The organism is Bradyrhizobium yuanmingense (assembly GCF_025200905.1).
Classification (GTDB): Bacteria; Pseudomonadota; Alphaproteobacteria; order Rhizobiales; family Xanthobacteraceae; genus Bradyrhizobium; species Bradyrhizobium yuanmingense.
The window spans coordinates 3,203,393-3,222,379 of the sequence record NZ_CP104173.1 but is presented as its reverse complement, the minus strand read 5'-3'; the positions used below and the strand labels follow the sequence as shown (position 1 = coordinate 3,222,379).

The window sequence follows — 18,987 nt, the reverse complement described above, 5'->3', positions numbered from 1 at the left end:
TCCGGTGGAACCATAACCCAAGCTCATCCCATGCAAGACTCCTCCCTGAAGGACTCCCCCGCCCGCCATCTCGCCCTTCAGGGTGCGAGCAATTTCCGCGACCTCGGCGGCTATCCGACCATTGATGGCCGCACCACACGCTGGCGGCACATCTTCCGCTCCAACCATCTCGGCCAGCTCACTGCTGCCGACATCGAGGTCGTCCGCGCGCTGGGCGTGCGCAGCGCGTTCGATTTCCGTGGCCTGGAGGAGCGCGCGGCCGGCATCTGCGTCGTGGACGAGATCACGGTGCATTCGCTGCCGATCGAACCGACCGTCGTGGCCGGGCTGCGCGCCGAGCTCGCGAAGGGCACGCTGACCGCGGCCGTGGCGCTCGAGCTCATGCGCGAGTCCTATCGCAATTATGTGCGCCACAACACGCACAGCTTCCGCGCGCTGTTCGGTCATTTGCTGGAAGATCGCGCGCCGCTCGTGATTCACTGCACCGCCGGCAAGGACCGCACCGGCTTCGCCAGCGCGCTGATCCTGCATGCGCTCGGCGTGGCGGACGAGGTCATCGCCGAGGATTATCTCTTGACCAACCGGCACTACAAGCGCGACCCGTCGAACGTCTTCGATCTGCCCGCCGACGTCCTCGACGCGATCGGCAGCGTCGAGGCCTCGTACCTTGCGGCCGCATTCGAAGCGGTCGGCAGCGAATATGGCGATCTCGAAACCTATTTGCGCGACGGGCTCAAGCTCGGCACGGCAGAGCGAGACGCGCTGAAGGCGCGCTATCTGCAAGCATAGGGCGGCTGTGCCGGGAGAACGATCATGCAAGGCAAAATCTTGATCGTGACGGGCGCAGGCGGCGCGCTCGGCCAAGTAGTCGCGGAAACGGCGCTGGTACGCGGCGCGCGCGTGGCTGGCATCGATCACGCGTCTTCGCAAACCGCCGCAAGCGCTGACCACATCGACATCGCGGGCGTTGACCTGTCCGACCCAGCGCAGGCGAAAACGGCCGTCGATGCGGCGGCAAAGCATTTCGGCCGGCTCGACGCATTGATCAACATCGCCGGCGGCTTTGCCTTCGAGACCGTCGGCGACGGCGATATCGCGACGTGGCAACGCATGCATGCGCTGAACGTGCTGACCGCGCTCAACACCTCGCGTGCGGCGTTGCCGCACCTTGCCAAGTCCACGGCCGGCCGCATCGTCAATATCGGCGCCATGGGCGCACTGCAGGCCGGCAACGGGATGGGCCCCTATGCCGCGTCGAAAGCCGGCGTGCATCGCCTGACCGAGGCCCTCGCAAACGAGTGGAAGGGCAAGGTTACCGTCAACGCGGTGCTGCCCTCGATCATCGACACCGCGGCCAACCGCGCCGACATGCCGAAAGCCGACTTTTCCAAATGGGTGACGCCCCAGGAGCTCGCCGAAGTCATCCTGTTCCTCGCCAGCGATGCCGCGAGCGGCGTCACGGGCGCCCTGATCCCGGTCGGTGGCCGGGTGTAGTCGCGTTCCGATCAAAACGTTAGAGGCACCGGCTCCGATTCAATCGGGGCCGAGAACGCTCTAGACTGGCTGCAACTGATTCTCCGATCGGACGTCCCTTGGAAACCGCGCTTTACCTGCCCGTCAAACGCTTCCTCGAAGAGCTCGGCTTCACGGTCAAGGGCGAGATCGGTGGTTGCGATCTCGTCGGCCTCAGCGCGGGCGATCCGCCAGTGGTGGTGATCGGCGAGCTCAAGCTTGCCTTTAATCTCGAGCTGATCCTGCAGGCGGTCGATCGCGCGCCGGCCGGTGACGAGGTCTGGATCGCAGCGAAGATGTCCGCGCGCGGCAAGGGACGCGAGAGCGACGCGCGCTATCGCAATCTCTGCCGCCGCCTCGGCTTCGGCATGCTCGGCGTAACCGATCGCGGCCAGGTCGAAGTGCTGGTGAAGCCGCCGACCGCGGCGCCGCGCCGCGAGCCGAAGGTGCGCTCGCGTCTCGTCGCCGAGCATCAGCGCCGCCAGGGCGACCCCGTGCTCGGCGGCAGCACCCGCGCACCGATCATGACGGCCTATCGCCAGCAGGCGCTGGCCTGCGCGTCGGCCCTTGCCGATGGGCCGAAGCCGGTGCGCGAGCTGCGCGAACGCTGCCCCGATGCCGGCAAGATCTTGCTTAACAATGTGTATGGCTGGTTCGAACGCACGGAGCGGGGAATCTACCGGCTCACCGAAGCTGGACACGCCGCCCTGAACCGTTGGCCTCAGCAACGGTTGGAGGTCGGCGCAGGTGCTGCGTCACCGCTGTGACACCAGACCGGTGCATAGCTGAGATGCCGCACCGATTTCATATTGCAATGCAACATTGGCGGCACTAGGTATCCCGGCATCAAGATGAGGCCGTTATGAGCGCAGACTGGAATACCAAATATGGCACGCGGCGCGTCCGCCACGATCCCCCGACCCTGGACGAGGCGATCTTCGCCGCTGTCGGCATCACAGACGACCAGGCGCAGCAGGCCGAGATCGCCGCAGCCTTGATGGGGATGCCGCTCGACGTCGTCCAGGCCGAGGTGAAGAAGCAGGCCCGCTCCAACAGCCGCATCACCGCCACCCGCGTGATCGCCGGCGAACAGGGCGCGCAGCGCTCCGTCGTGGTCGAACGCCGCGTCGTCCGCCGCTTCGGCGCCGGCACGCGCAGCTGAGCATTCCTTTCATCGCACCGAACACGAAAGCGGACCGGCCTGGCCGGTCCGCTTTTTGATTCCTGTCCGCAATTTCCCGGTTATGCGGCGCGATTGCCGTACATGCTCGAGATCAGCTTCCAGCACGTGCTGTTGAAGCTGAGAAGCGCGCGCCCGGCCGTGAACGGCGAGGCCGCGAGATCGGCAAGCTCGGCCTCGGGCGTCTTGGCGAGGTCGATCGTGCCGGTCGATTCACCATGGCGGAAAGCCAGATGGGCCCCGAACTTCCTGGCGAGCGCCCGCATCGCATGATTGTCCGCGCCCGTCGTGATGCGCAGCTGCTTGTAGCCCTTCCAGCGGGCCTCTGCGATCAGGCGGCGGAACAGCACGGTGCCGACGCCCTGGCGGCGCGCGGAGGCTTCCACGCTGAAGGCGACCTCCGGCAAGGAACCGTCCTCGGGCGGGTGCAGCTCGGCCGCGCCGCGCACCACGCCTTCGACGATATAGGCAACGATGACGGTGCCGTCCTCGGCACAGCGGGCGGCGTAGCGCTCGATGAAGCTGTCGTCGAGAAAGCCGTTGAAACGGTCGTGCCGGCTGCCGGCATCAAGCCTCAGCAGGTGATCGCGCAGGAGCGGCAATTCTTCCTGCTGGATCAGGGTCCGCACATAGCCGGGAACGGTACGGACGGTGTCTTCAAGTACCACGTCAGAACTCCTCTTGGTGTCCCTCGAGGAGGCGTTCGAATCCCTAGGCCTCCTATATTGTGCATCGCACCATGATTTTCAAGACGGAGACCTGCCCAAGTTTCGGGCACCGAAGCGACCAATTCGTTAATAAAATCAAAGTCCCGTAGTTTCACAGGACCAGCTGGGTCTGGGTCACCACCGCAACCAATTTGCCGTCCTCGGTTTCCAATCTGGTGGTCCAGACCTGGGTCCGCCGCCCTCTGTGCACCGGGGTCGCAGTGGCGATGACCGTGGCCCCCTCCTTGGCCCCACCGATGAAATTGGTCTTGCTCTCCAGCGTGGTCGTACCCTTGGCGTCCTCGGGCAGATTGATCACGGTCGCTGCCGCGCCGACGGAATCGGCCAGCGCCATCACGGCCCCGCCGTGGATGGTGTGGTGAAGCGTGCAGAGTTCGGGCCGGACCGTCATCCGCGCCACCACGCGGTCCTTCTCCGCCTCGACAAATTCGACGCCCTTGAGTTCGGCGAACGGCATCTTCATCGCTTTAAGTTTCTCGAGCGGCGTCATCGGATCTCCTCCCAACTTCTTGTTGGCTCAACGTGAATTGCTTCAAGCCGCAAAGCAATGACGTCCGAGTTAATGGCGATGCTGACATCGGCGCGCAGAGCCGGGAAGCGCTGCACTGCGTCCGGGGCACGAGACCACCCTCACGTCACTGCATGCACGACCTGATACTCCGGCCGTCGCCACACCTCCCCTGAAATCACCTCTTCGACGATCTCCGCGGCCCGCACGATCTCGCCCTCGCCGATGTACAGCGGCGTGAGGCCGAAGCGCATGATGTCGGGCGCGCGAAAGTCGCCGACGACACCGCGGGCGATCAGGGCCTGCATCGCGGCGTAGCCGCCGGCGAAGGCGAAGGAGACTTGCGAGCCGCGCAGCTCATGGTCGCGCGGCGTCACGAGCTTGAGTTGCGGACAACGGCGCTCGACTTCACCGATCAGGAGATCGCCCAGCGCCAGCGAACGCGCACGAACCTCGGTAATATCGACCTTGTCCCAGATATCGAGCGAGGCCTCCAACGCCGCCATGGCGAGCACCGGCGGGGTGCCGACGCGCATGCGCTCGACGCCGCCCGCGGACGCATAGGCAAGCTCGAAAGCAAACGGTTTTGCGTGGCCCATCCACCCCGACAGCGCGGCGCGCGCGCCGTCGGCATGGCGCGGTGCGACATAGAGGAAGGCCGGCGCGCCGGGGCCGGCGTTGAGATATTTGTAGGTGCACCCCGCGGCGAAATCGGCACCGCTCCCGGCGAGATCGACCGGCAGCGCGCCGGCGGAATGGGCGAGATCCCAGACCGTGACGATGCCGAGCGCATGCGCTTTCGCTGTCAACTTCGCCATGTCGTGGCGGCGGCCGGTGCGATAGTCGACCTCGGTGATGTACAGAACGGCGATCTCCTCAGACAATGTGTCCTCGATCTCCTCCGGTGCTACCAGGCGCAATTGATGGCCCCGTCCGAGCGTCGCGATCAGGCCTTCGGCCATGTAGAGGTCAGTCGGGAAGTTACCGGTATCCGACAGGATCACCTTGCGCGAGACGCTCATGTCCAGCGCGGCAGCTAGCGCCTGATAGACCTTGAGCGACAGCGTGTCGCCGACCATGACCGAGCCGGCCTCCGCTCCGATCAACCGCGCGATGCGGTCGCCGAGATGGCGCGGCTGCACATACCAGCCTGCACTATTCCAGGCGCGGATCAGCTCGTTGCCCCATTCCTCGGTGATCACGCGGTTGACACGCTCGGCAACGCCCAGCGGCAGCGCACCCAGCGAGTTGCCGTCGAGATAAATCACGCCGTCAGGCAAATGGAACAAGGCTCTGGTATCGTCGTAGACGCGAAGCCGGGTCATGGACATCCCTACAGAATCGTACGCACGCGCCAGAGTTCGGGAAACAGTTCGACCTCGAGCATGCGCTTGAGATAACTGACGCCGCCAGTGCCGCCGGTGCCACGCTTGAAGCCGATGACGCGCTCGACCGTGGTGACGTGGTTGAAGCGCCAGCGCCGGAAATAGTCCTCGAAATCGACCAGCTTCTCGGCCAGTTCGTAGAGCATCCAGTGGGTTTCCGGCGCCTCGTAGACGATACGCCAGGCCTGCAGCACGCCTTCGTTGAAGCTGTGGGTTTCGCGAACGTCGCGCGCCAGCACCGCAGCAGGCATCTTGAGCCCGTTGCGGTCGGCAAGCCGCAGCACCTCGTCATAGAGGCTCGGCGTCGCGAGCTCGGCTTCGAGCAGCTTGATCGTCTCCGCATCGTGCGCGTGCGGCTTCAGCATGGCGTGGTTGCGGTTGCCGAGCAGAAATTCGATCAGCCGGTATTGCCGCGACTGAAAGCCCGAGGATTGTCCGAGTTGCGAGCGGAAGCGGGTATACTCGCTGGGCGTCATCGTGCGCAGCACGTCCCAGGCGCCGTTGAGCTGCTCGAAGATACGCGACATCCGGGCCAGCATCTTCATCGCGGGTTGCACCTCATCCCGTGCGATCGCACGGCGCGCAGCGGCGAGCTCGTGGATGGCGAGCCGCATCCACAGTTCCGTGGTCTGATGCTGGATGATGAACAGCATCTCGTCATGCGCCTCCGACAGCGGATGCTGCGCACCGAGGATCGCGTCCAGCGCGAGATAATCACCGTAGGACATGCGCCGGGTGAAATCGGTCTCGGCGCCTTCGCTTGTGGGATCGTAATCGCTGGACGTCATGGCTGGCCCTCTCGATCGATCGTCCCTGGTCTCATTCATCGAGGCCGATCAGGCGCGCGGTGATCTGTGACGACGGATCCTTGAGCCCGTCGATCACCGTGAAATGGTTGAGGCCGGGCTCGACGACGAGGTGCGTCGGCACGTCGAAGCCGGTCCAGATGTTCGCCATCAGATCGGACTGGCGGATGAATTCGGGCCGCTCGCTGCCGCCGACCCAGGCCGTCACGGGCGAATGCCCTCGTGGCAGATGCAGCGCCGCGCTTTCCAGCGTCGCCTCCTCCATCGTCATGCGCAGCGTCTCGTTCATTCCCGTCTTCAGGAGCGGACGCAAGTCGTGCAGGCCGCTGATCGAGAGCGTACCGGCGATGCGGTTGTAGACGGCGGACTCGAGCCGACTGTCGTCGCACAGCATGCGCGTGACGAGATGGCCGCCGGCGGAATGGCCGGCGAGCCGGATCGGCCCCGAGACGAGCGATGCCGCTTTGGCGATCGCGGCAGTGATCTCCGCAGTGATATCGGAGATGCGGGCAGCCGGTGCCAGCGTGTAGCTCGGCAGCGCCACCGTCCAGCCATGGTGCCGCGCACCTTCGGCGAGATCGGTCCAGGTCGATTTGTCGAAGCGCATCCAGTAGCCGCCATGGACGAAGACGACGAGACCATTGCTGTCGCCGTCAGGCAGGATCAGATCGAGCTTCTGGCGCTCGCCGGCGCCGTAGGCGATGTCGGGGCGAAATTTCTTCAGCCCGGCGCGGTAGGCCGCTGCCCGCTCCGCCCACAGCGCCGGCATCTTGTCCGAGCCCGAGATGTGGGCCGAATTGGCGTAAGCGTCATCCCAATCGCGCATCGTTGCTCCCGAGGACTCGTCCGACGAACCGAAGCCAGTCTGCCACCGGTCAGGGCGGCATCCTAGTCTTTCTTTTAAGCTTAAAAGATTGAGGGAGCCGGTGGATTGGGCAGCGACCGCTACGAGGGTACAGGGTGGGCAAAGCGGAGCGTGCCCACCATCTTGGTTCATCCGAGAGAAAGGTGGTGGGCATGGCGCAAGTGCGCCTTTGCCCACCCTACCGCAGTGGCGATGGGGAGACCGCTACGCCTTCTCCACGCCGCACCATTCCGCGATGAACAGCGCCATCGCCTTGGTCGCCTTCTTCAATGACTCCAGGTCGACGAACTCGTTGAAGCCGTGCATCTCGCCTCCGCTGGCACCAAAACACAGACTCGGGATGCCGTGGTTGAGGCCGTAGAAGCGCGTGTCGGTCAGCGCCGTGAAGACGAGGTCCTCTGGCGTACCGCCATAGACCCTGTTGAAGGCCTTACCGAACGCAGCCTCGGGCTCCGCGGCGTTGGTCAGCTCATAGCCTTCCGACAGGAAGCCGGACCATTCGACCTGCGGCGGATTGTTGGCGAGGAAGCGGTGGTTGCGCGAAGCGGCGGCGACGCAAGCCATGATCTCCTTCTGGTGATCGGCGATCGACCAGCCCGGCAACACCGCAATCCGGCAGTCGACATCGCACCAGGCCGGCACGCTCGAGGCCCAGTCGCCGCCCTTGATGATGCCGGCGTTGAAGTTGACGGGATGGTCGAGCGTCTTGAAGTGACGGTCGGCCTTGGCCCGCTCGTTCCATTCGATCTCGAGCTTTTGCAGCGCCTGGATCAGGTGATATGCCGCCATGATCGCGTTCGCGCCGGAGCCTGCGAAGGCAACGTGGGTCGGATGCCCCTTCACGCGGAGGCGGAACCAGATCACGCCGACCTGGGAGCGCACCATCTTGCCGCCGGTCGGCTCCGGAATGAAGCAGGCGTCCGCGCGATAGCCGCGTTGCAGCGTCGAGAGTGCGCCGACACCGGTGCTCTCCTCCTCGATGACCGATTGGAAATGGATCCGCGCCGTCGGCCTGAAGCCCGCGGCCTTGATCGCGTCCAGCGCATAGAGCGCACCGATCGTCCCGGACTTCATGTCGCAGGCACCGCGGCCGAACATCTTGCCGTCCTTGATGACCGGCGCGAATGGCGGCGTTTCCCACAATTCCAGCGGACCGGCCGGCACCACATCGCAGTGCCCTTGCAGGATCAGCGACTTGCCGCCATTGGTTCTCGGACGGTAAGTTCCCACCACGGATCGCGCTTTCGAGAAGTCGTGCTCGATCGGACCGAAGCCGCGCAGATCCTTCAAATCCTCGACGTCGATATGCCAGTCGTCGACCTCGTAGCCACGTTCGCGCAGGAGATCGCCGATCATGTCCTGGCATGGTCCCTCCGCCCCGCGGGTCGAAGGGATCGCGACGAAATCGCGGGTGGTTGCGAGCTGAGCCTCGAAGCCGCTGTCGACGGCGTCAAGAATCCTCTGCTGCGTTTCGGCATTCATTCGGGCGACTCCAGACATTCCAATGGTCCCAGGGAGCGCGCAAACTAGCCGATTTCAGCCGTTCGGGTACTCCAGAAAATATGCATCCCGCAATGCATCTTCGAGCAGCCGGCCTTCGGAATAGCCGTTCAGAGTCGCAGGCCGGCTGACACCATCGAGCAGGCGCGGGCACGGTTCGGGGGCGCCGAGCACGGTGCGGACCGGAATGCGCTCCGCATAGACCGGCAGCGCATTGTCCTCGTCATCGTCGGCGACGCCCTTGGCGCGGATCTTGGCCGAGGCTTCCTCGATTTCCATTGCGATGAAGGACGTCGCCTTGATTTCCTGCGTGGTGCTCTGTCGCAGGCCGGCGGTGCGATCCGGGAAGAAGCGATCGACCATGGCGATCACCGCGCGCTCCTTCTCATCAGGATCGGTGACGAGATAGGCCGTGCCGAACGCCATCACGGCGCGGTAGTCGGCGGAATGGTTGAAGCCGCAGCGTGCCAGCACGAGGCTGTCGAGATGGGCGACCGTCAGGCAGACGCGCTCGCCCTTGCTCTGGTTGCGCAGCATGCGGCTGGCGCTCGATCCGTGCCAATACAGCCTGGTGCCCTCGCGCCAGAAGAAGGTCGGCGTACAATAGGGCTGGCCGTCGATTGCGTAGGAGACGTGGCACAGCATCGAGGAATCCAGGATGCGATGAACCGTGTCGTGATCATAGAAGCCGCGGTCGTGCCGGCGCTTCACCTGGTTGCGTGCCGATGTCGGATAGGAATTCGAGGTCTCGGTCTGGCTCACGGCCGCTCCTGCTCGGATGGAAGAAATCCGGAGCAGTTGTAGCGGCGCATTTGGTCTGCGATAGTTCCAATTCCATGCAAAAAATTCCGACCAATTCGTCCTCCCGAGCCAAGCCCGAGCTTCCGCTCGACCTCACCGGCCCTCACGTCACGGCCGGCGCTTCCGCGGCGCACCGGCTCTATCAGGCGCTGTGCGAGATGATCGTCTCCGGCCTGGTCAGACCGGGCGAGCCGCTGCCGCCGTCGCGCACGCTGGCGAGGCAGACCGGCTTCCGCCGCAACGCCGTCGTCACCGCCTATGAGCGCCTGATCGCCGACGGCTTTGCCAACGCGACGGTCGGCTCCGGAACGTTCGTCGCGGCGCGTATACCCCAGCGCGCCGCCGAGCCGAACAAGCCGAAGGTCGTTCTCGAAGCGCCAAAGCAAGGCGCGTTTGCGCTTGGCTGCACCCATATCGACGAACGCGCCGTGCAGCGTTTTCGCGCTTTCGTCGGCCGCCGCATGCGCGCATTCGGAACCGAGCACCTGCATTATGGCGACCCTCGCGGCAGCCGCGAGCTGCGCGTGGCGATCGCCGACCATCTGTTGTCGGCGCGGGGGCTGCGTTGCGATCCCGACCAGATCATGCTGACCTCGGGCACGCTGCACGCGCTGCGCATCGTGCTGAGCGCGATCCTGAAATCCAGCGACCAGGTCTGGTGCGAGGACCCGGGCTATCCCGCCGCGCGAAAAACCATCGTCCATTGCGGTTATCGCACTGTGCCTGTCGCGGTGGACGAGCACGGGATGCGCGTCGCCAAAGGCCGCATCGCGGCACCGTCCGCGCGCGCGGCCTACGTTACGCCGTCGCACCAGTTTCCACTTGGCGTGCAGATGTCGATGCCGCGACGGCTCGAGCTTCTGGACTGGGCCAAACAGGCCGGCGCATTCGTGCTCGAGGACGATTACGACAGCGAGTTCCGTTATGACGGCGCGCCGCTGATGTCGCTCGCCGGCATCGATCGGCTCCAGCGCGTGATCTATCTCGGCACCTTTGCCAAGACGCTTTTTCCGGGCCTGCGCATCGGCTATTGCGCCCTGCCCGAACGCCTGATCGCGGAGGTGACGGCGGCGCGGGCGGCGCTCGACCGCTTTCCCGGCACGCTGATGGAGGGCGCGGTGGCGGACATGCTCAATTCCGGCGCCTTCGCCGCGAATCTGAAGCGCGTGCGGAAACTCTATCGCGAGGCGCGCGACGTGCTCGCCGAGAGGCTGGAAGTCGCATCCGGTGGCGCGCTTTCGGTGCCGGTGCCCTCACAAGGCCTGCATCTTGTCGCCCGGTTCGATCCTGCCGTCGATCCGGCGGTGGCGGCGCTGGCCAAGCAGGCGGCCGGCGCCGAAGGCTGGCTATTGGCCGACACCTATTCGCGCGGGCGTCCCCTGCCCGGCTTCGTGCTGGGATTTTCCGGACATCCCGTGCCGCAGCTCGTGGCGTCCGCGGAACGTCTCGCGAGGGAATCGCGCGCAGCCTTGGCCGCAAAAGGAAAACCGGCCCGCCGGGCCTGACGAAGCTTCACTATCAGAATCGCCCGCCGCTCCCTAGATTGCGGCATCGATTCCGGGACCTCACATCATGCTGCTGCGCCACGCGACCTGCCTCTCGCTGCTGATCTCCATCGCGCTTGTCTCGACGGCACGCGCTGCCACAGTCGGACGTGAGCAGGACATCGGCGATCTGAAGCTCGGCCAGCGCGTGCACGTGGATGACGGAACCTGCCCCGCCGGTCAGCTCAGGGAAGTGCGCGGCGCGAAGATGACCGACAAGGGAGTCTCGCGCACGAGTTCCTGCGTGCCCCGGCACGGACCGAAAACGAAGTAAGGATCCGGGACTATTTCGCCGGATCGAACATGCACTGCAGGGTCGGTTTGGCGATCTTGGTGAAGGTCGGGCCGATCTCGCTGTGCTTGGAGGCCGGTACCCAATCGGTCTCGATGGTGGGCACGCCGGTCTCGCTGATGCCGCGCAGCAGCGCTTCGCGCAGATCGCGATCCTCGACGGCCGCGGCGGCGTGATCGTGCAGGCAGCCGCAGACCGCTTCCGGATGCTGCCAGCGCCCGAGCATGTGCGGCGCACACTGGCGCACGAATTCGCCACGCGGATCGGGTAGCCTGGAAGGTGAGCGGACCTGCGCCTGAACGGAGTTGATCGTCAGAAGGGACACGAACGCTGCGGCGCAGAGACGAAGCAACATGATAGTTTTGCCGGCTGTTTCGTTGTGTGCAGTCAGAAGCGCGCGGCGACCATGATCGGCTGAGCGGCCGGAACCGCAACGGGCGAGCCGCTGTACTGGAAGGTACCGACACCGGGGAGATTGCCGTCGGGCGCACCCGCCAACGAGGAGCCGGCGAGCACGAAACCGAAAGCAAGGATGAAGCTGAGCGCGCGCATGATCTGTGTCCCAATTCTGTGGCCGGCGGTGCGCCGTCGTCATTATCAGCCTGATAACCATGGGCGGTTTCGCGCGTGATGCGCGAAAAACTGAAAATGGTTTCGTCTTCGTGAGAATTGTTTCGTCCCGGCCACGGCGACGAAACAATTCTCGGAAAATGCCAGTTATTTCAGATAGGTCTGGCGGCAGGCCAAAGTCGCCTGCCAGGTTCCGGCGCCGGCACGGACGTGCACCCCGCCCAGGCGTTGTCACGCGGCCGCCGCGCGCGCTTCACATGCATTTTACGTTTTTCTGCTGAAAGGGCGGCAAAAGAAGGCTGGATCCTGTCGAACCGGAATTGGTTCAGCAACGACCCAAGCCATCGAAACCGAGACGCCCGGATCATCGGGCGCATTCACGTGAGGGATGGCCATGATGGCGGGAAATCGCGCAACGCCGCGCGATGAAAATCCACCGACGGAGCGCGCAGATCAACCGATCATTCGCGGCAGCACCGGCGCAATGGCGCTGCAATCGAGCCGCGGCCTCGAGGCGGCGCCGCAGACGTTCGTGCGACTGACCGGATCGCGCCTTGCGACGCCGCGCGATCGCCGCCGGGTGAACGCGAGCGCGCTGCAGGAGTGAACGCGGAGCGCCTCATTGCGTGAAGAACTCGCCGCACTTCTGGACGTTTGCGTCCGCCGGTCCCCACGGCATGATCGGCACGGTCGAGGTCGAGTTCTTGGGCGAGCCTTCGATCAGCTTGTCTGAATAGACCATGTAGACCAGCACGTTGCGCTTGGCGTCGCAGCCGCGCACGATCTGCATCTTCTTGAAGAACAGCGACCGGCGCTGGCGGAACATGTCGTCGCCCTGCTCCATTTTGTGCTTGAACTTGACCGGACCGACCTGGCGGCAGGCCAGCGAGATATCCGAGACCTCCTCGGCAAGGCCGAGCCAGCCTTTGAAGCCGCCCTTCTCCGGCACCGTGAAATGACAGGCGACGCCTTCGACTTCGGGATCGTCGAGACCATAGGTCGCGAGCTTGTCGTTCGGGCTCATCCATTTGAACACGGTAGAGCGGCGGAAGATCAGATCAGGTTCGTCGGCCGCAGATGCCGAGGCCATTGGCGCGGTCAGAGCCAGGAGGAATAAAGCGAGGCCTTTCAGACGGATGCTCGAAAGACCGGGGAAACGAGATGACATGAAGTTCTCCGCTAACAAGTCCCCGCAATGTAGGAACGCAAGCGGCGGTCAGGAAGGCGGCAGAGGAGCGGACCAGGCCGCCGTTTACCGCTCCGTGAGGCTTTTTTGCTACGCCTTGGACAAAAGTAGCTGATGGCAGAACCGCGCTGCTGGTGAACGCGTATCCCCTTTGCGAGACTAACGTCTGATTTGGATAATGGATTCGAGGATGAACAGCGTGAACGGGTGGGGTTCGCCTGCCAAGCCGGCACGGCTGTGGCAGGTCGCCATGTTGACGGCGGCGGGTGCGATCGGCGCAACCAGCGAAGCAAACGCAGCATTTTATTACTGGACGGACTATTCCGACCGGCCCTACTACGCCCGGCCGAACCGGCTTCCCGAAATACCGCGCCAGAAGCCGCAAAAGCGCGGCGCCGCAAGCAAGAAGGACGTCGTTGTCGAGAAGGAAGCCGGCACCAAGCCGCAAGGGCCACTCGTCATCGTCGTCTCGATCGACCGGCAGAAGATGACGGTCTACGACAAAGCCGGCGTGTTCGCGGAATCACCGGTGTCGACGGGCATGAAGGGCCACTCGACGCCGATGGGCGTGTTCAGCATCATCCAGAAGCACAAATTCCACCGTTCCAACCTCTATAGCGGCGCGCCGATGCCGTACATGCAGCGGATCACCTGGTCCGGCGTCGCGATGCATGCTGGCGCGCTGCCGGGCTATCCGGCCTCGCATGGCTGCATCCGCATGCCCATGGCGTTCGCGATGAAGATGTGGAACTGGACCAGGATGGGCGCGCGCGTGATCGTGGCGCCCGGCCAGGTGTCGCCGCAAAGCTTCTCCCATCCCGTGCTCGCCTCCATGCGCGTGCCGCCGCAGCCCGCCGCGAGCCTCGCGCCGCAGACCAATGTCGCTGACAAGGCCGATAAGGGCACGACCGAAGCCAAGCCGGTCGAGACCAAGACGGCCAGCGCCGACAGCGTGGTCGAGCTGCGCACCTCGGTCGGCCACACCGTGTTGTCGGACGTGACCACCGGCCATGCGGCTGCGCGCGAAGAAGCCGCGGCGACGGCCGACGAGGTCAAGACGGCCGAAGCAGCCAAGCCTGCGTCCGAAGACGCCGCCAAGCCGGCGACCGAGAACAAGCCTGCCGACAAGGTCGACCCGGTCAAAACGGAAGCCGCGAAGGCACCCGATGCGCCGGCGCTCGCCACCGCACCCGATGCAAAGAAGGACGAGGGCCGCCTCACCGATCCTGCGCCGGCGGCAAAGCCGGACACACCCAAGCGGGCCGGCCAGATTGCCGTCTTCATCAGCCGCAAGGATTCCAAGCTCTATGTGCGGCAGAATTTTGCGCCGCTGTTCGAGGTGCCTGTCACGATCGCCGCGAGCGACCGGCCGCTCGGCACGCATGTCTTCACCGCCGAGCTCGACAAGGCCGATGCCAACACGCTGCACTGGTCGGTGGTGTCGCTGCCCGTGTCCGCCCGTTCCGTGGCGCGCGAGGACGACAACCGCGTGGCGCGCCGCCAGCGCGGTGCCGCCGTGATCCCCGTCGCCGCAAAACCGGTGGTGACGCCGGACAGCCCAGCCGAAGCCCTCAACCGCATCTCGGTCCCCACTGAGACCATGGCGAAAATCAACGAGATGCTGACGTCAGGCGGCTCGATCATCGTCTCCGACCAGGGCATCAACCAGGGCGAGACCGGCGAAGGTACCGACTTCATCGTCCGCCTGTACTAGCTCTCTCGCAGGACCGATAACGCGGTGTTGACGCGCGAGGCCGCAGTGGCGGAGTAATCTGCCCTCGGATCATCTCGGGGGACGCCGTCATGATGAATCGCAGAACCGTGCTGAGCGTCACGCTTGCGGGCGCGTTCGCGCCTGTCACGCGCGCCCTCGCTGATGGCGCCATGAGCCGGATCTCGGCCTACGCCTTCTCCTTCCCCGCATTGTCAGGCGACGACATCCGCCTCGCCACGTTCACCGGCAAACCGCTGCTGGTGGTGAACACGGCCTCGCTCTGTGGCTACACGCCGCAATATGCCGGCCTGCAGGAAATCTGGAACGAGTTTCGCGGGCGCGGGCTCACCGTGATCGGCGTGCCGTCCAACGATTTCGGCGGCCAGGAGCCCGGTGGCAGCAGCGAGATCACGCAGACCGCACACCACCAATATGGCGTTACCTTCCCGATTACGGCCAAGGCTGCGGTGGTCGGTGCGCGGGCGCATCCCTTCTACAAATGGGCCGCGGAAGCCCGACCGAAGGAAGTTCCGCGCTGGAACTTCCACAAATACCTGATCGGCCGCGACGGCTATATCGCCGAGGTATTTCCATCCGCCGTCGAGCCGGCCGACACGCGGATCAAGACCGCCATTGCAAGGGCCCTGGCCGACACTTGACTCACGTGCACGACTCAAGTGCACGCCATCCGGCTGGGCACAATTGCGACGCGGCATCAAACAGCCGTTGCAATGGCGATGGCCCACCATCTAGGCTAGGGTTGTTTTGGGCAGGACGGTTTTTGCCGCAGGCGAAAAGCCACGGCGGAACAACGGGATCAATCTCGAGGGACATCACCATGCGCGTGGCGGCAGGACTGATTTTAGCAGGTGCGATGTCGGTGGCGCTCTCCGGCGCCGCATGGTCGCAGACGCCGGCCGCGAAGCCCGCGGCCGCACCGCAAGCCGCGCCGGCGGCAACACCAGCGGCTGCAACGTCCCCAGCTCCAGCGCCCGCAGCAGCGGCTGCGGCGCCAGCGGGCTTCGTCAATCCGCCCCCGCCGAAACAGCCGCCGCAGCCGGCCCGCGCGGCCTGCAACACGCCGGGCGCGCTCGGCGTCGCCCGCACCGTCGAGATCGACACCACGGGCGGTCCCGGCTTCGGCTTCGAGCACTTCAAGGAGCTCGACTTCCTGCGTGACAAGGAGGTCGTGCTGACCTTCGACGATGGCCCCTGGCCGCGCAACACGCCCGCGGTGCTGAAGGCGCTCGCGGACGAATGCACCACCGGAATCTTCTTCATCATCGGCAAGCACGCGACCTACGAGCCGGAGGTCCTCAAGCAGGTCTACGCAGCCGGCCACACCGTCGGCGCCCACACTTGGTCGCACGCCAACCTCAACAACAAGAAGCTCAACGAAGCGCAGCGCAAGGACGAGATCGAGAAGGGCTTTGCGGCGGTGAAGTGGGCGCTCGGCGGCATCTCGCCCGCGCCGTTCTTCCGCTTCCCGGCGCTGCAGCATCCGCCCGAGATGGTCACCTATCTCGGCAACCGCAATGTCGCGAGCTTCTCCTGCGACATCGACTCGTTCGACTTCAAGGCTTCCAAGCCCGAGAAGATCGTCGAGACCGTGATGAAGAAGCTCGACACCAAGGGCAAGGGCATCATCCTGATGCACGACTTCCAGAAGCACACCGCGGAGGCCCTACCCGAGCTGCTCAAGCGGCTGAAGGCGGGCGGCTACAAGGTGGTAGCGATGCGCGCCAAGTTCCCGGCCTCGACGCTGCCGGAATACGACCAGGAGCTGCTCAAGGATCTCAAGCTGCCGACGGTGAGCCAGCGCCCGGTCAATTCGGTGGTGACCACCGTTTCCGAATAGCCGTCGCACTTGTCTTTCCGTATCGAAGGCTACGTCATCGTCTCCGCGGACGGCATGCTCGCCGATCCATCGCACATCATGCCTGAGACGTTGAAATTCGAAGGTGACAAGCGGTTCTTCGAGCAGGCGCTCGATCGCGCCGCGCTGATCGTGCACGGCCGCAACTCGCACGAGCAGCAGCCGAATTCGGCCAGCCGCAAGCGGCTGATCCTGACCCGCAAGATCAGGGACCTCACCGTCGATCCGGAGATGCCGAACGCGACGCTGTGGAATCCTGAGCATGCGAGCTTCGAGCAGGCCTGCGCCTTCGCCGACGTCGCCTCCGGCATGGTCGCCGTCATCGGCGGACCGGTCGTGTTCGACCTGTTCATGGATCGCTACGACACGTTCTGGCTGTCGGAGGCTCCGCATGTGCGGCTGCCCGGCGGCGAGGGCTGCTTCGTCGGCGTGCCCCAGCGGACGCCTCACGAGGTGCTGGCTGCGCACGGGATGAGGCCGGGTGCGCCCTACCTCCTCGATGCGGCGCATGAAGTGACCGTGACCCCGTGGCGGCGGGGGTAGCCTGCCGGCCGTGCCGGCGGCGCTCCGACTCAAACTGGAAAACAACCCCATGCACAGTACCGGCAACATCATACCGTTACGCATATTGCTGGTGTGCCGTGCTAAAATTGGTCCCGCCGCCGGCCAGCGCAAAGCCGGCTAGCATATTTGCCGAGACCCGAAAATCGGCCCCGACGGCGGTCGTGGCGCTATAGCCAACGTCCGAGGCGCGGCGTCAATACGGGCCAACGGCTGCGACACACCGCATCAATAGACTGAGACAAAAGAGCAAAAACTAACCCACGGCCAGAATGAGCGACGACTGCACGACGACTAGTCCGACGGACGCTTCCGGATTGAATGACGATGTCGCCCCGATATCGTCCCTGCTGCCGGCATTCGGCTTCAGCGCCGATCAGATGGAGACCGAGGCGAACATCGCAGCGTGGCGGGAAGCCGTCGCCACGCTGTTCGAGGTGGACGAGCTCGCCGCCGCCGAACCGGGCCCATTTCGCGCCGACCTCAGCTCCTACGCCATGGGACCGGTGCTGATCGGGCTGAGCCGTGCCAGCGGCCAGCGTTTCCGCCGGACGGCCGAAACGATCGCGCGCAGCGGCGTCGACCACATCATCCTCCAGCTCTATCTGAAGGGCGGCTATGACGGCGTTGCCGGCACACGGCCGATGCGCGTACGCGCCGGCGACATCTGCCTGTTCGATCTCGCCCAGGCGCTGGAGACCAAGGCGACGGCGTTCGAGAATGTCACGCTGGTCGTGCCGCGCCCGATGTTCGCCGCCCATCTCTTGCGGGTCGATGATTTGCATGGCCTGGTGCTGCCGGGCAGCAGCGTGATCGCGCGATTGCTGGCGGGGCATCTCACCGCCCTGTTCGAATTTGCCCCGCGCATGAGCCTCGACGAATGCCAATCCGTGGTCGAGGGCACGGTGTCGCTGCTGGCCGCGTGCCTTCGCAACGAAATCGAACGGGGCGAGGCCGATGCCGACCATGGCGTCGCGGCAAGCCCGTCCTTGATGCGGATCCGCCAATATATCGAGGCTGGCCTTGCCAGCGAGGATCTGTCGGCCAATTCGATCGCCGCCCATTTCGGCCTGTCCCGGGCCTCGCTGTACCGGCTGTTCGCCCCGGTCGGCGGCATCGCCGACTACATCCGCAGCCGCCGGCTGCACCGCGCCTTCTTCGACCTCGCCAATTCGGGCGCGCGGGGCCCCCGGATCAGCGAGGTGGCACGGCGCTGGCAGCTCGGCACCGACGCGCACTTCACGCGCTCGTTCAAGGCCGCCTACGGCATCACGCCCCGCGCCGCACGGGAGGCCGCCCTGCTCGGCCGGCAGCGCGGCAGCGATGGAGCGAGCAGCGCGACGATTTCCCGCTGGATGCGCGAGATCGCGCCGCCGAGAGCGGAGTGACCGCTAGACGTCGCCGTAGGCCGCCTCGGCCGGACGCGTGGTGCGGCCATAGCCGATGATCATGCAGAGCGCGCCGATGATCGAGAGGTTCTTGAGCGCGTCGACCAGCATCTTGGCGTTGTCGGGCGCCGCCATGTTCCAGAAATCGTAGAACAGGACGGTCGCGACGGCGACGTAGACGATCAGCAGCATCGCGAAGAAACGCGCGCCGAAATTCAGCGCGATCATCAGCCCTGCAATGATCTCGAGCCCGCCGATCGCGATCGCCAAGAGCTGCGGCGTGGTCATGGCGGTCGCCGTCTCGACCTGCTGGGCATAAGGCGCGACGACATCGGGCACCACGAGCTTGGTGGCGATGACGTCGGCGGTGGCCTGGATGGCAAACAGCTTGGTCGCGCCCGTGTAGATGAACAGCACGGCGAACAGGATTCGCCCGAAAGTCACGAACGCTGGCATGATCGGCCTCTTGGCAAGCTCAGAGCGCAGAACGCTTGAGGAGATTATGGAGAGTCGTGCGCCGGTTTACAAACGGGGAAATGGCGAACTGATAGGAATTCAAAAGTGCCGGTCT

At 65.0% G+C, this 18,987-nt stretch carries 23 protein-coding genes; 12 read left to right on the top strand and 11 right to left on the bottom strand.

Annotated elements, in window-relative coordinates:
- Positions 1 to 45: 45 nt before the first annotated feature.
- The 4 genes from N2605_RS15010 to N2605_RS14995 all read left to right on the top strand — a co-directional run bounded on the left by N2605_RS15010 (position 46) and on the right by N2605_RS14995 (position 2,674).
- Positions 46 to 789 carry a tyrosine-protein phosphatase gene (locus N2605_RS15010; protein WP_036022792.1) on the top strand — a complete coding sequence of 248 codons (744 nt, stop codon included), beginning with the start codon at positions 46 to 48 and terminating at the stop codon, positions 787 to 789.
- Positions 790 to 813: 24 nt separating this feature from the next.
- Positions 814 to 1,494 (top strand): SDR family oxidoreductase, encoded by a 681-nt coding sequence (locus N2605_RS15005; RefSeq protein WP_225125646.1) that lies wholly within the window; start codon positions 814 to 816, stop codon positions 1,492 to 1,494.
- A 98-nt stretch (positions 1,495 to 1,592) separates the two neighbouring features.
- Entirely contained in the window at positions 1,593 to 2,279 is a 687-nt protein-coding gene (locus tag N2605_RS15000) for a DUF2161 domain-containing phosphodiesterase (RefSeq protein ID WP_260347167.1), read from the top strand.
- A 95-nt stretch (positions 2,280 to 2,374) separates the two neighbouring features.
- Positions 2,375 to 2,674, top strand: a complete 300-nt coding sequence (locus N2605_RS14995; protein WP_036000395.1) for a hypothetical protein — start codon at positions 2,375 to 2,377, stop codon at positions 2,672 to 2,674.
- 80 nt (positions 2,675 to 2,754) lie between these two features.
- Here the strand turns inward: N2605_RS14995 and N2605_RS14990 are convergent, their stop codons facing one another.
- From N2605_RS14990 to N2605_RS14960, 7 genes are all read right to left on the bottom strand, one after another.
- Positions 2,755 to 3,360 carry a GNAT family N-acetyltransferase gene (locus tag N2605_RS14990; RefSeq protein ID WP_036000398.1) on the bottom strand — a complete coding sequence of 202 codons (606 nt, stop codon included), beginning with the start codon at positions 3,358 to 3,360 and terminating at the stop codon, positions 2,755 to 2,757.
- 151 nt (positions 3,361 to 3,511) lie between these two features.
- Positions 3,512 to 3,910 carry a PaaI family thioesterase gene (locus tag N2605_RS14985; RefSeq protein ID WP_036000401.1) on the bottom strand — a complete coding sequence of 133 codons (399 nt, stop codon included), beginning with the start codon at positions 3,908 to 3,910 and terminating at the stop codon, positions 3,512 to 3,514.
- A 140-nt stretch (positions 3,911 to 4,050) separates the two neighbouring features.
- Complete coding sequence (gene kynU, locus N2605_RS14980; RefSeq protein ID WP_260347166.1) at positions 4,051 to 5,253, bottom strand: kynureninase; 1,203 nt, start codon at positions 5,251 to 5,253, stop codon at positions 4,051 to 4,053.
- Positions 5,254 to 5,261: 8 nt separating this feature from the next.
- Positions 5,262 to 6,101: a tryptophan 2,3-dioxygenase gene (kynA, locus tag N2605_RS14975; RefSeq protein WP_260347165.1), complete on the bottom strand. Its 840-nt coding sequence runs from the start codon at positions 6,099 to 6,101 to the stop codon at positions 5,262 to 5,264.
- Positions 6,102 to 6,132: 31 nt separating this feature from the next.
- A complete protein-coding gene (locus N2605_RS14970) occupies positions 6,133 to 6,945 on the bottom strand; it encodes an alpha/beta hydrolase (protein WP_260347164.1) in 813 nt (270 codons plus the stop codon).
- A gap of 243 nt (positions 6,946 to 7,188) precedes the next feature.
- Positions 7,189 to 8,466: an ArgE/DapE family deacylase gene (locus tag N2605_RS14965; protein WP_036000410.1), complete on the bottom strand. Its 1,278-nt coding sequence runs from the start codon at positions 8,464 to 8,466 to the stop codon at positions 7,189 to 7,191.
- A gap of 54 nt (positions 8,467 to 8,520) precedes the next feature.
- The gene (locus tag N2605_RS14960) at positions 8,521 to 9,246 is read right to left on the bottom strand and encodes a pyridoxamine 5'-phosphate oxidase family protein (RefSeq protein WP_260347163.1); all 726 of its coding nucleotides are present in this window, start codon (positions 9,244 to 9,246) and stop codon (positions 8,521 to 8,523) included.
- Positions 9,247 to 9,320: 74 nt separating this feature from the next.
- Here N2605_RS14960 and pdxR point away from each other — a divergent pair, with 74 nt between their 5' ends.
- On the top strand, positions 9,321 to 10,790 hold the full coding sequence (gene pdxR, locus N2605_RS14955) for a MocR-like pyridoxine biosynthesis transcription factor PdxR (RefSeq protein ID WP_260347162.1): 1,470 nt from the start codon (positions 9,321 to 9,323) through the stop codon (positions 10,788 to 10,790).
- 67 nt (positions 10,791 to 10,857) lie between these two features.
- Complete coding sequence (locus N2605_RS14950; RefSeq protein ID WP_225155956.1) at positions 10,858 to 11,103, top strand: DUF6719 family protein; 246 nt, start codon at positions 10,858 to 10,860, stop codon at positions 11,101 to 11,103.
- Positions 11,104 to 11,113: 10 nt separating this feature from the next.
- Here N2605_RS14950 and N2605_RS14945 read toward each other — a convergent pair whose 3' ends face one another.
- Both N2605_RS14945 and N2605_RS14940 read right to left on the bottom strand, forming a co-directional pair.
- Positions 11,114 to 11,476, bottom strand: coding sequence for a hypothetical protein (locus N2605_RS14945; protein ID WP_036022768.1), 363 nt, complete (start codon positions 11,474 to 11,476; stop codon positions 11,114 to 11,116).
- Between the two features lie 32 nt (positions 11,477 to 11,508).
- Entirely contained in the window at positions 11,509 to 11,673 is a 165-nt protein-coding gene (locus tag N2605_RS14940) for a hypothetical protein (RefSeq protein WP_167361658.1), read from the bottom strand.
- Positions 11,674 to 12,088: 415 nt separating this feature from the next.
- Here N2605_RS14940 and N2605_RS14935 point away from each other — a divergent pair, with 415 nt between their 5' ends.
- Positions 12,089 to 12,298 (top strand): hypothetical protein, encoded by a 210-nt coding sequence (locus N2605_RS14935; protein WP_311735374.1) that lies wholly within the window; start codon positions 12,089 to 12,091, stop codon positions 12,296 to 12,298.
- Between the two features lie 12 nt (positions 12,299 to 12,310).
- Here the strand turns inward: N2605_RS14935 and N2605_RS14930 are convergent, their stop codons facing one another.
- Positions 12,311 to 12,859, bottom strand: a complete 549-nt coding sequence (locus tag N2605_RS14930; protein WP_036000425.1) for a CreA family protein — start codon at positions 12,857 to 12,859, stop codon at positions 12,311 to 12,313.
- Between the two features lie 208 nt (positions 12,860 to 13,067).
- On the opposite strand from N2605_RS14930, the gene N2605_RS14925 reads away from it, so the two are divergent.
- From N2605_RS14925 to N2605_RS14905, 5 genes are all read left to right on the top strand, one after another.
- Complete coding sequence (locus tag N2605_RS14925) at positions 13,068 to 14,591, top strand: L,D-transpeptidase (protein ID WP_225114137.1); 1,524 nt, start codon at positions 13,068 to 13,070, stop codon at positions 14,589 to 14,591.
- A gap of 89 nt (positions 14,592 to 14,680) precedes the next feature.
- The gene (locus N2605_RS14920) at positions 14,681 to 15,250 is read left to right on the top strand and encodes a glutathione peroxidase (protein ID WP_036022762.1); all 570 of its coding nucleotides are present in this window, start codon (positions 14,681 to 14,683) and stop codon (positions 15,248 to 15,250) included.
- Between the two features lie 179 nt (positions 15,251 to 15,429).
- Positions 15,430 to 16,449 carry a polysaccharide deacetylase family protein gene (locus N2605_RS14915; protein WP_036033905.1) on the top strand — a complete coding sequence of 340 codons (1,020 nt, stop codon included), beginning with the start codon at positions 15,430 to 15,432 and terminating at the stop codon, positions 16,447 to 16,449.
- Positions 16,450 to 16,458: 9 nt separating this feature from the next.
- A complete protein-coding gene (locus tag N2605_RS14910) occupies positions 16,459 to 17,010 on the top strand; it encodes a dihydrofolate reductase family protein (RefSeq protein ID WP_260347161.1) in 552 nt (183 codons plus the stop codon).
- Between the two features lie 290 nt (positions 17,011 to 17,300).
- A complete protein-coding gene (locus tag N2605_RS14905) occupies positions 17,301 to 18,416 on the top strand; it encodes a helix-turn-helix domain-containing protein (protein WP_260347160.1) in 1,116 nt (371 codons plus the stop codon).
- Positions 18,417 to 18,419: 3 nt separating this feature from the next.
- Here N2605_RS14905 and N2605_RS14900 read toward each other — a convergent pair whose 3' ends face one another.
- Positions 18,420 to 18,872, bottom strand: coding sequence for a DoxX family membrane protein (locus N2605_RS14900; RefSeq protein ID WP_036000486.1), 453 nt, complete (start codon positions 18,870 to 18,872; stop codon positions 18,420 to 18,422).
- Positions 18,873 to 18,987 lie beyond the last annotated feature (115 nt).

Coding starts and splice junctions, on each gene's coding strand:
- N2605_RS14985 (WP_036000401.1), bottom strand. CDS start 3,910: ATGACGCCGCTCGAGAAACTTAAAGCGATGAAGATGCCGTTCGCCGAA.
- N2605_RS14965 (WP_036000410.1), bottom strand. CDS start 8,466: ATGAATGCCGAAACGCAGCAGAGGATTCTTGACGCCGTCGACAGCGGC.
- N2605_RS14945 (WP_036022768.1), bottom strand. CDS start 11,476: ATGTTGCTTCGTCTCTGCGCCGCAGCGTTCGTGTCCCTTCTGACGATC.
- N2605_RS15005 (WP_225125646.1), top strand. CDS start 814: ATGCAAGGCAAAATCTTGATCGTGACGGGCGCAGGCGGCGCGCTCGGC.
- kynU (WP_260347166.1), bottom strand. CDS start 5,253: ATGACCCGGCTTCGCGTCTACGACGATACCAGAGCCTTGTTCCATTTG.
- N2605_RS14930 (WP_036000425.1), bottom strand. CDS start 12,859: ATGTCATCTCGTTTCCCCGGTCTTTCGAGCATCCGTCTGAAAGGCCTC.
- kynA (WP_260347165.1), bottom strand. CDS start 6,101: ATGACGTCCAGCGATTACGATCCCACAAGCGAAGGCGCCGAGACCGAT.
- N2605_RS14920 (WP_036022762.1), top strand. CDS start 14,681: ATGATGAATCGCAGAACCGTGCTGAGCGTCACGCTTGCGGGCGCGTTC.
- pdxR (WP_260347162.1), top strand. CDS start 9,321: ATGCAAAAAATTCCGACCAATTCGTCCTCCCGAGCCAAGCCCGAGCTT.
- N2605_RS14950 (WP_225155956.1), top strand. CDS start 10,858: ATGCTGCTGCGCCACGCGACCTGCCTCTCGCTGCTGATCTCCATCGCG.
- N2605_RS14970 (WP_260347164.1), bottom strand. CDS start 6,945: ATGCGCGATTGGGATGACGCTTACGCCAATTCGGCCCACATCTCGGGC.
- N2605_RS14905 (WP_260347160.1), top strand. CDS start 17,301: ATGAGCGACGACTGCACGACGACTAGTCCGACGGACGCTTCCGGATTG.
- N2605_RS14915 (WP_036033905.1), top strand. CDS start 15,430: ATGCGCGTGGCGGCAGGACTGATTTTAGCAGGTGCGATGTCGGTGGCG.
- N2605_RS14925 (WP_225114137.1), top strand. CDS start 13,068: ATGAACAGCGTGAACGGGTGGGGTTCGCCTGCCAAGCCGGCACGGCTG.
- N2605_RS14940 (WP_167361658.1), bottom strand. CDS start 11,673: ATGCGCGCGCTCAGCTTCATCCTTGCTTTCGGTTTCGTGCTCGCCGGC.
- N2605_RS14935 (WP_311735374.1), top strand. CDS start 12,089: ATGGCGGGAAATCGCGCAACGCCGCGCGATGAAAATCCACCGACGGAG.
- N2605_RS14900 (WP_036000486.1), bottom strand. CDS start 18,872: ATGCCAGCGTTCGTGACTTTCGGGCGAATCCTGTTCGCCGTGCTGTTC.
- N2605_RS14995 (WP_036000395.1), top strand. CDS start 2,375: ATGAGCGCAGACTGGAATACCAAATATGGCACGCGGCGCGTCCGCCAC.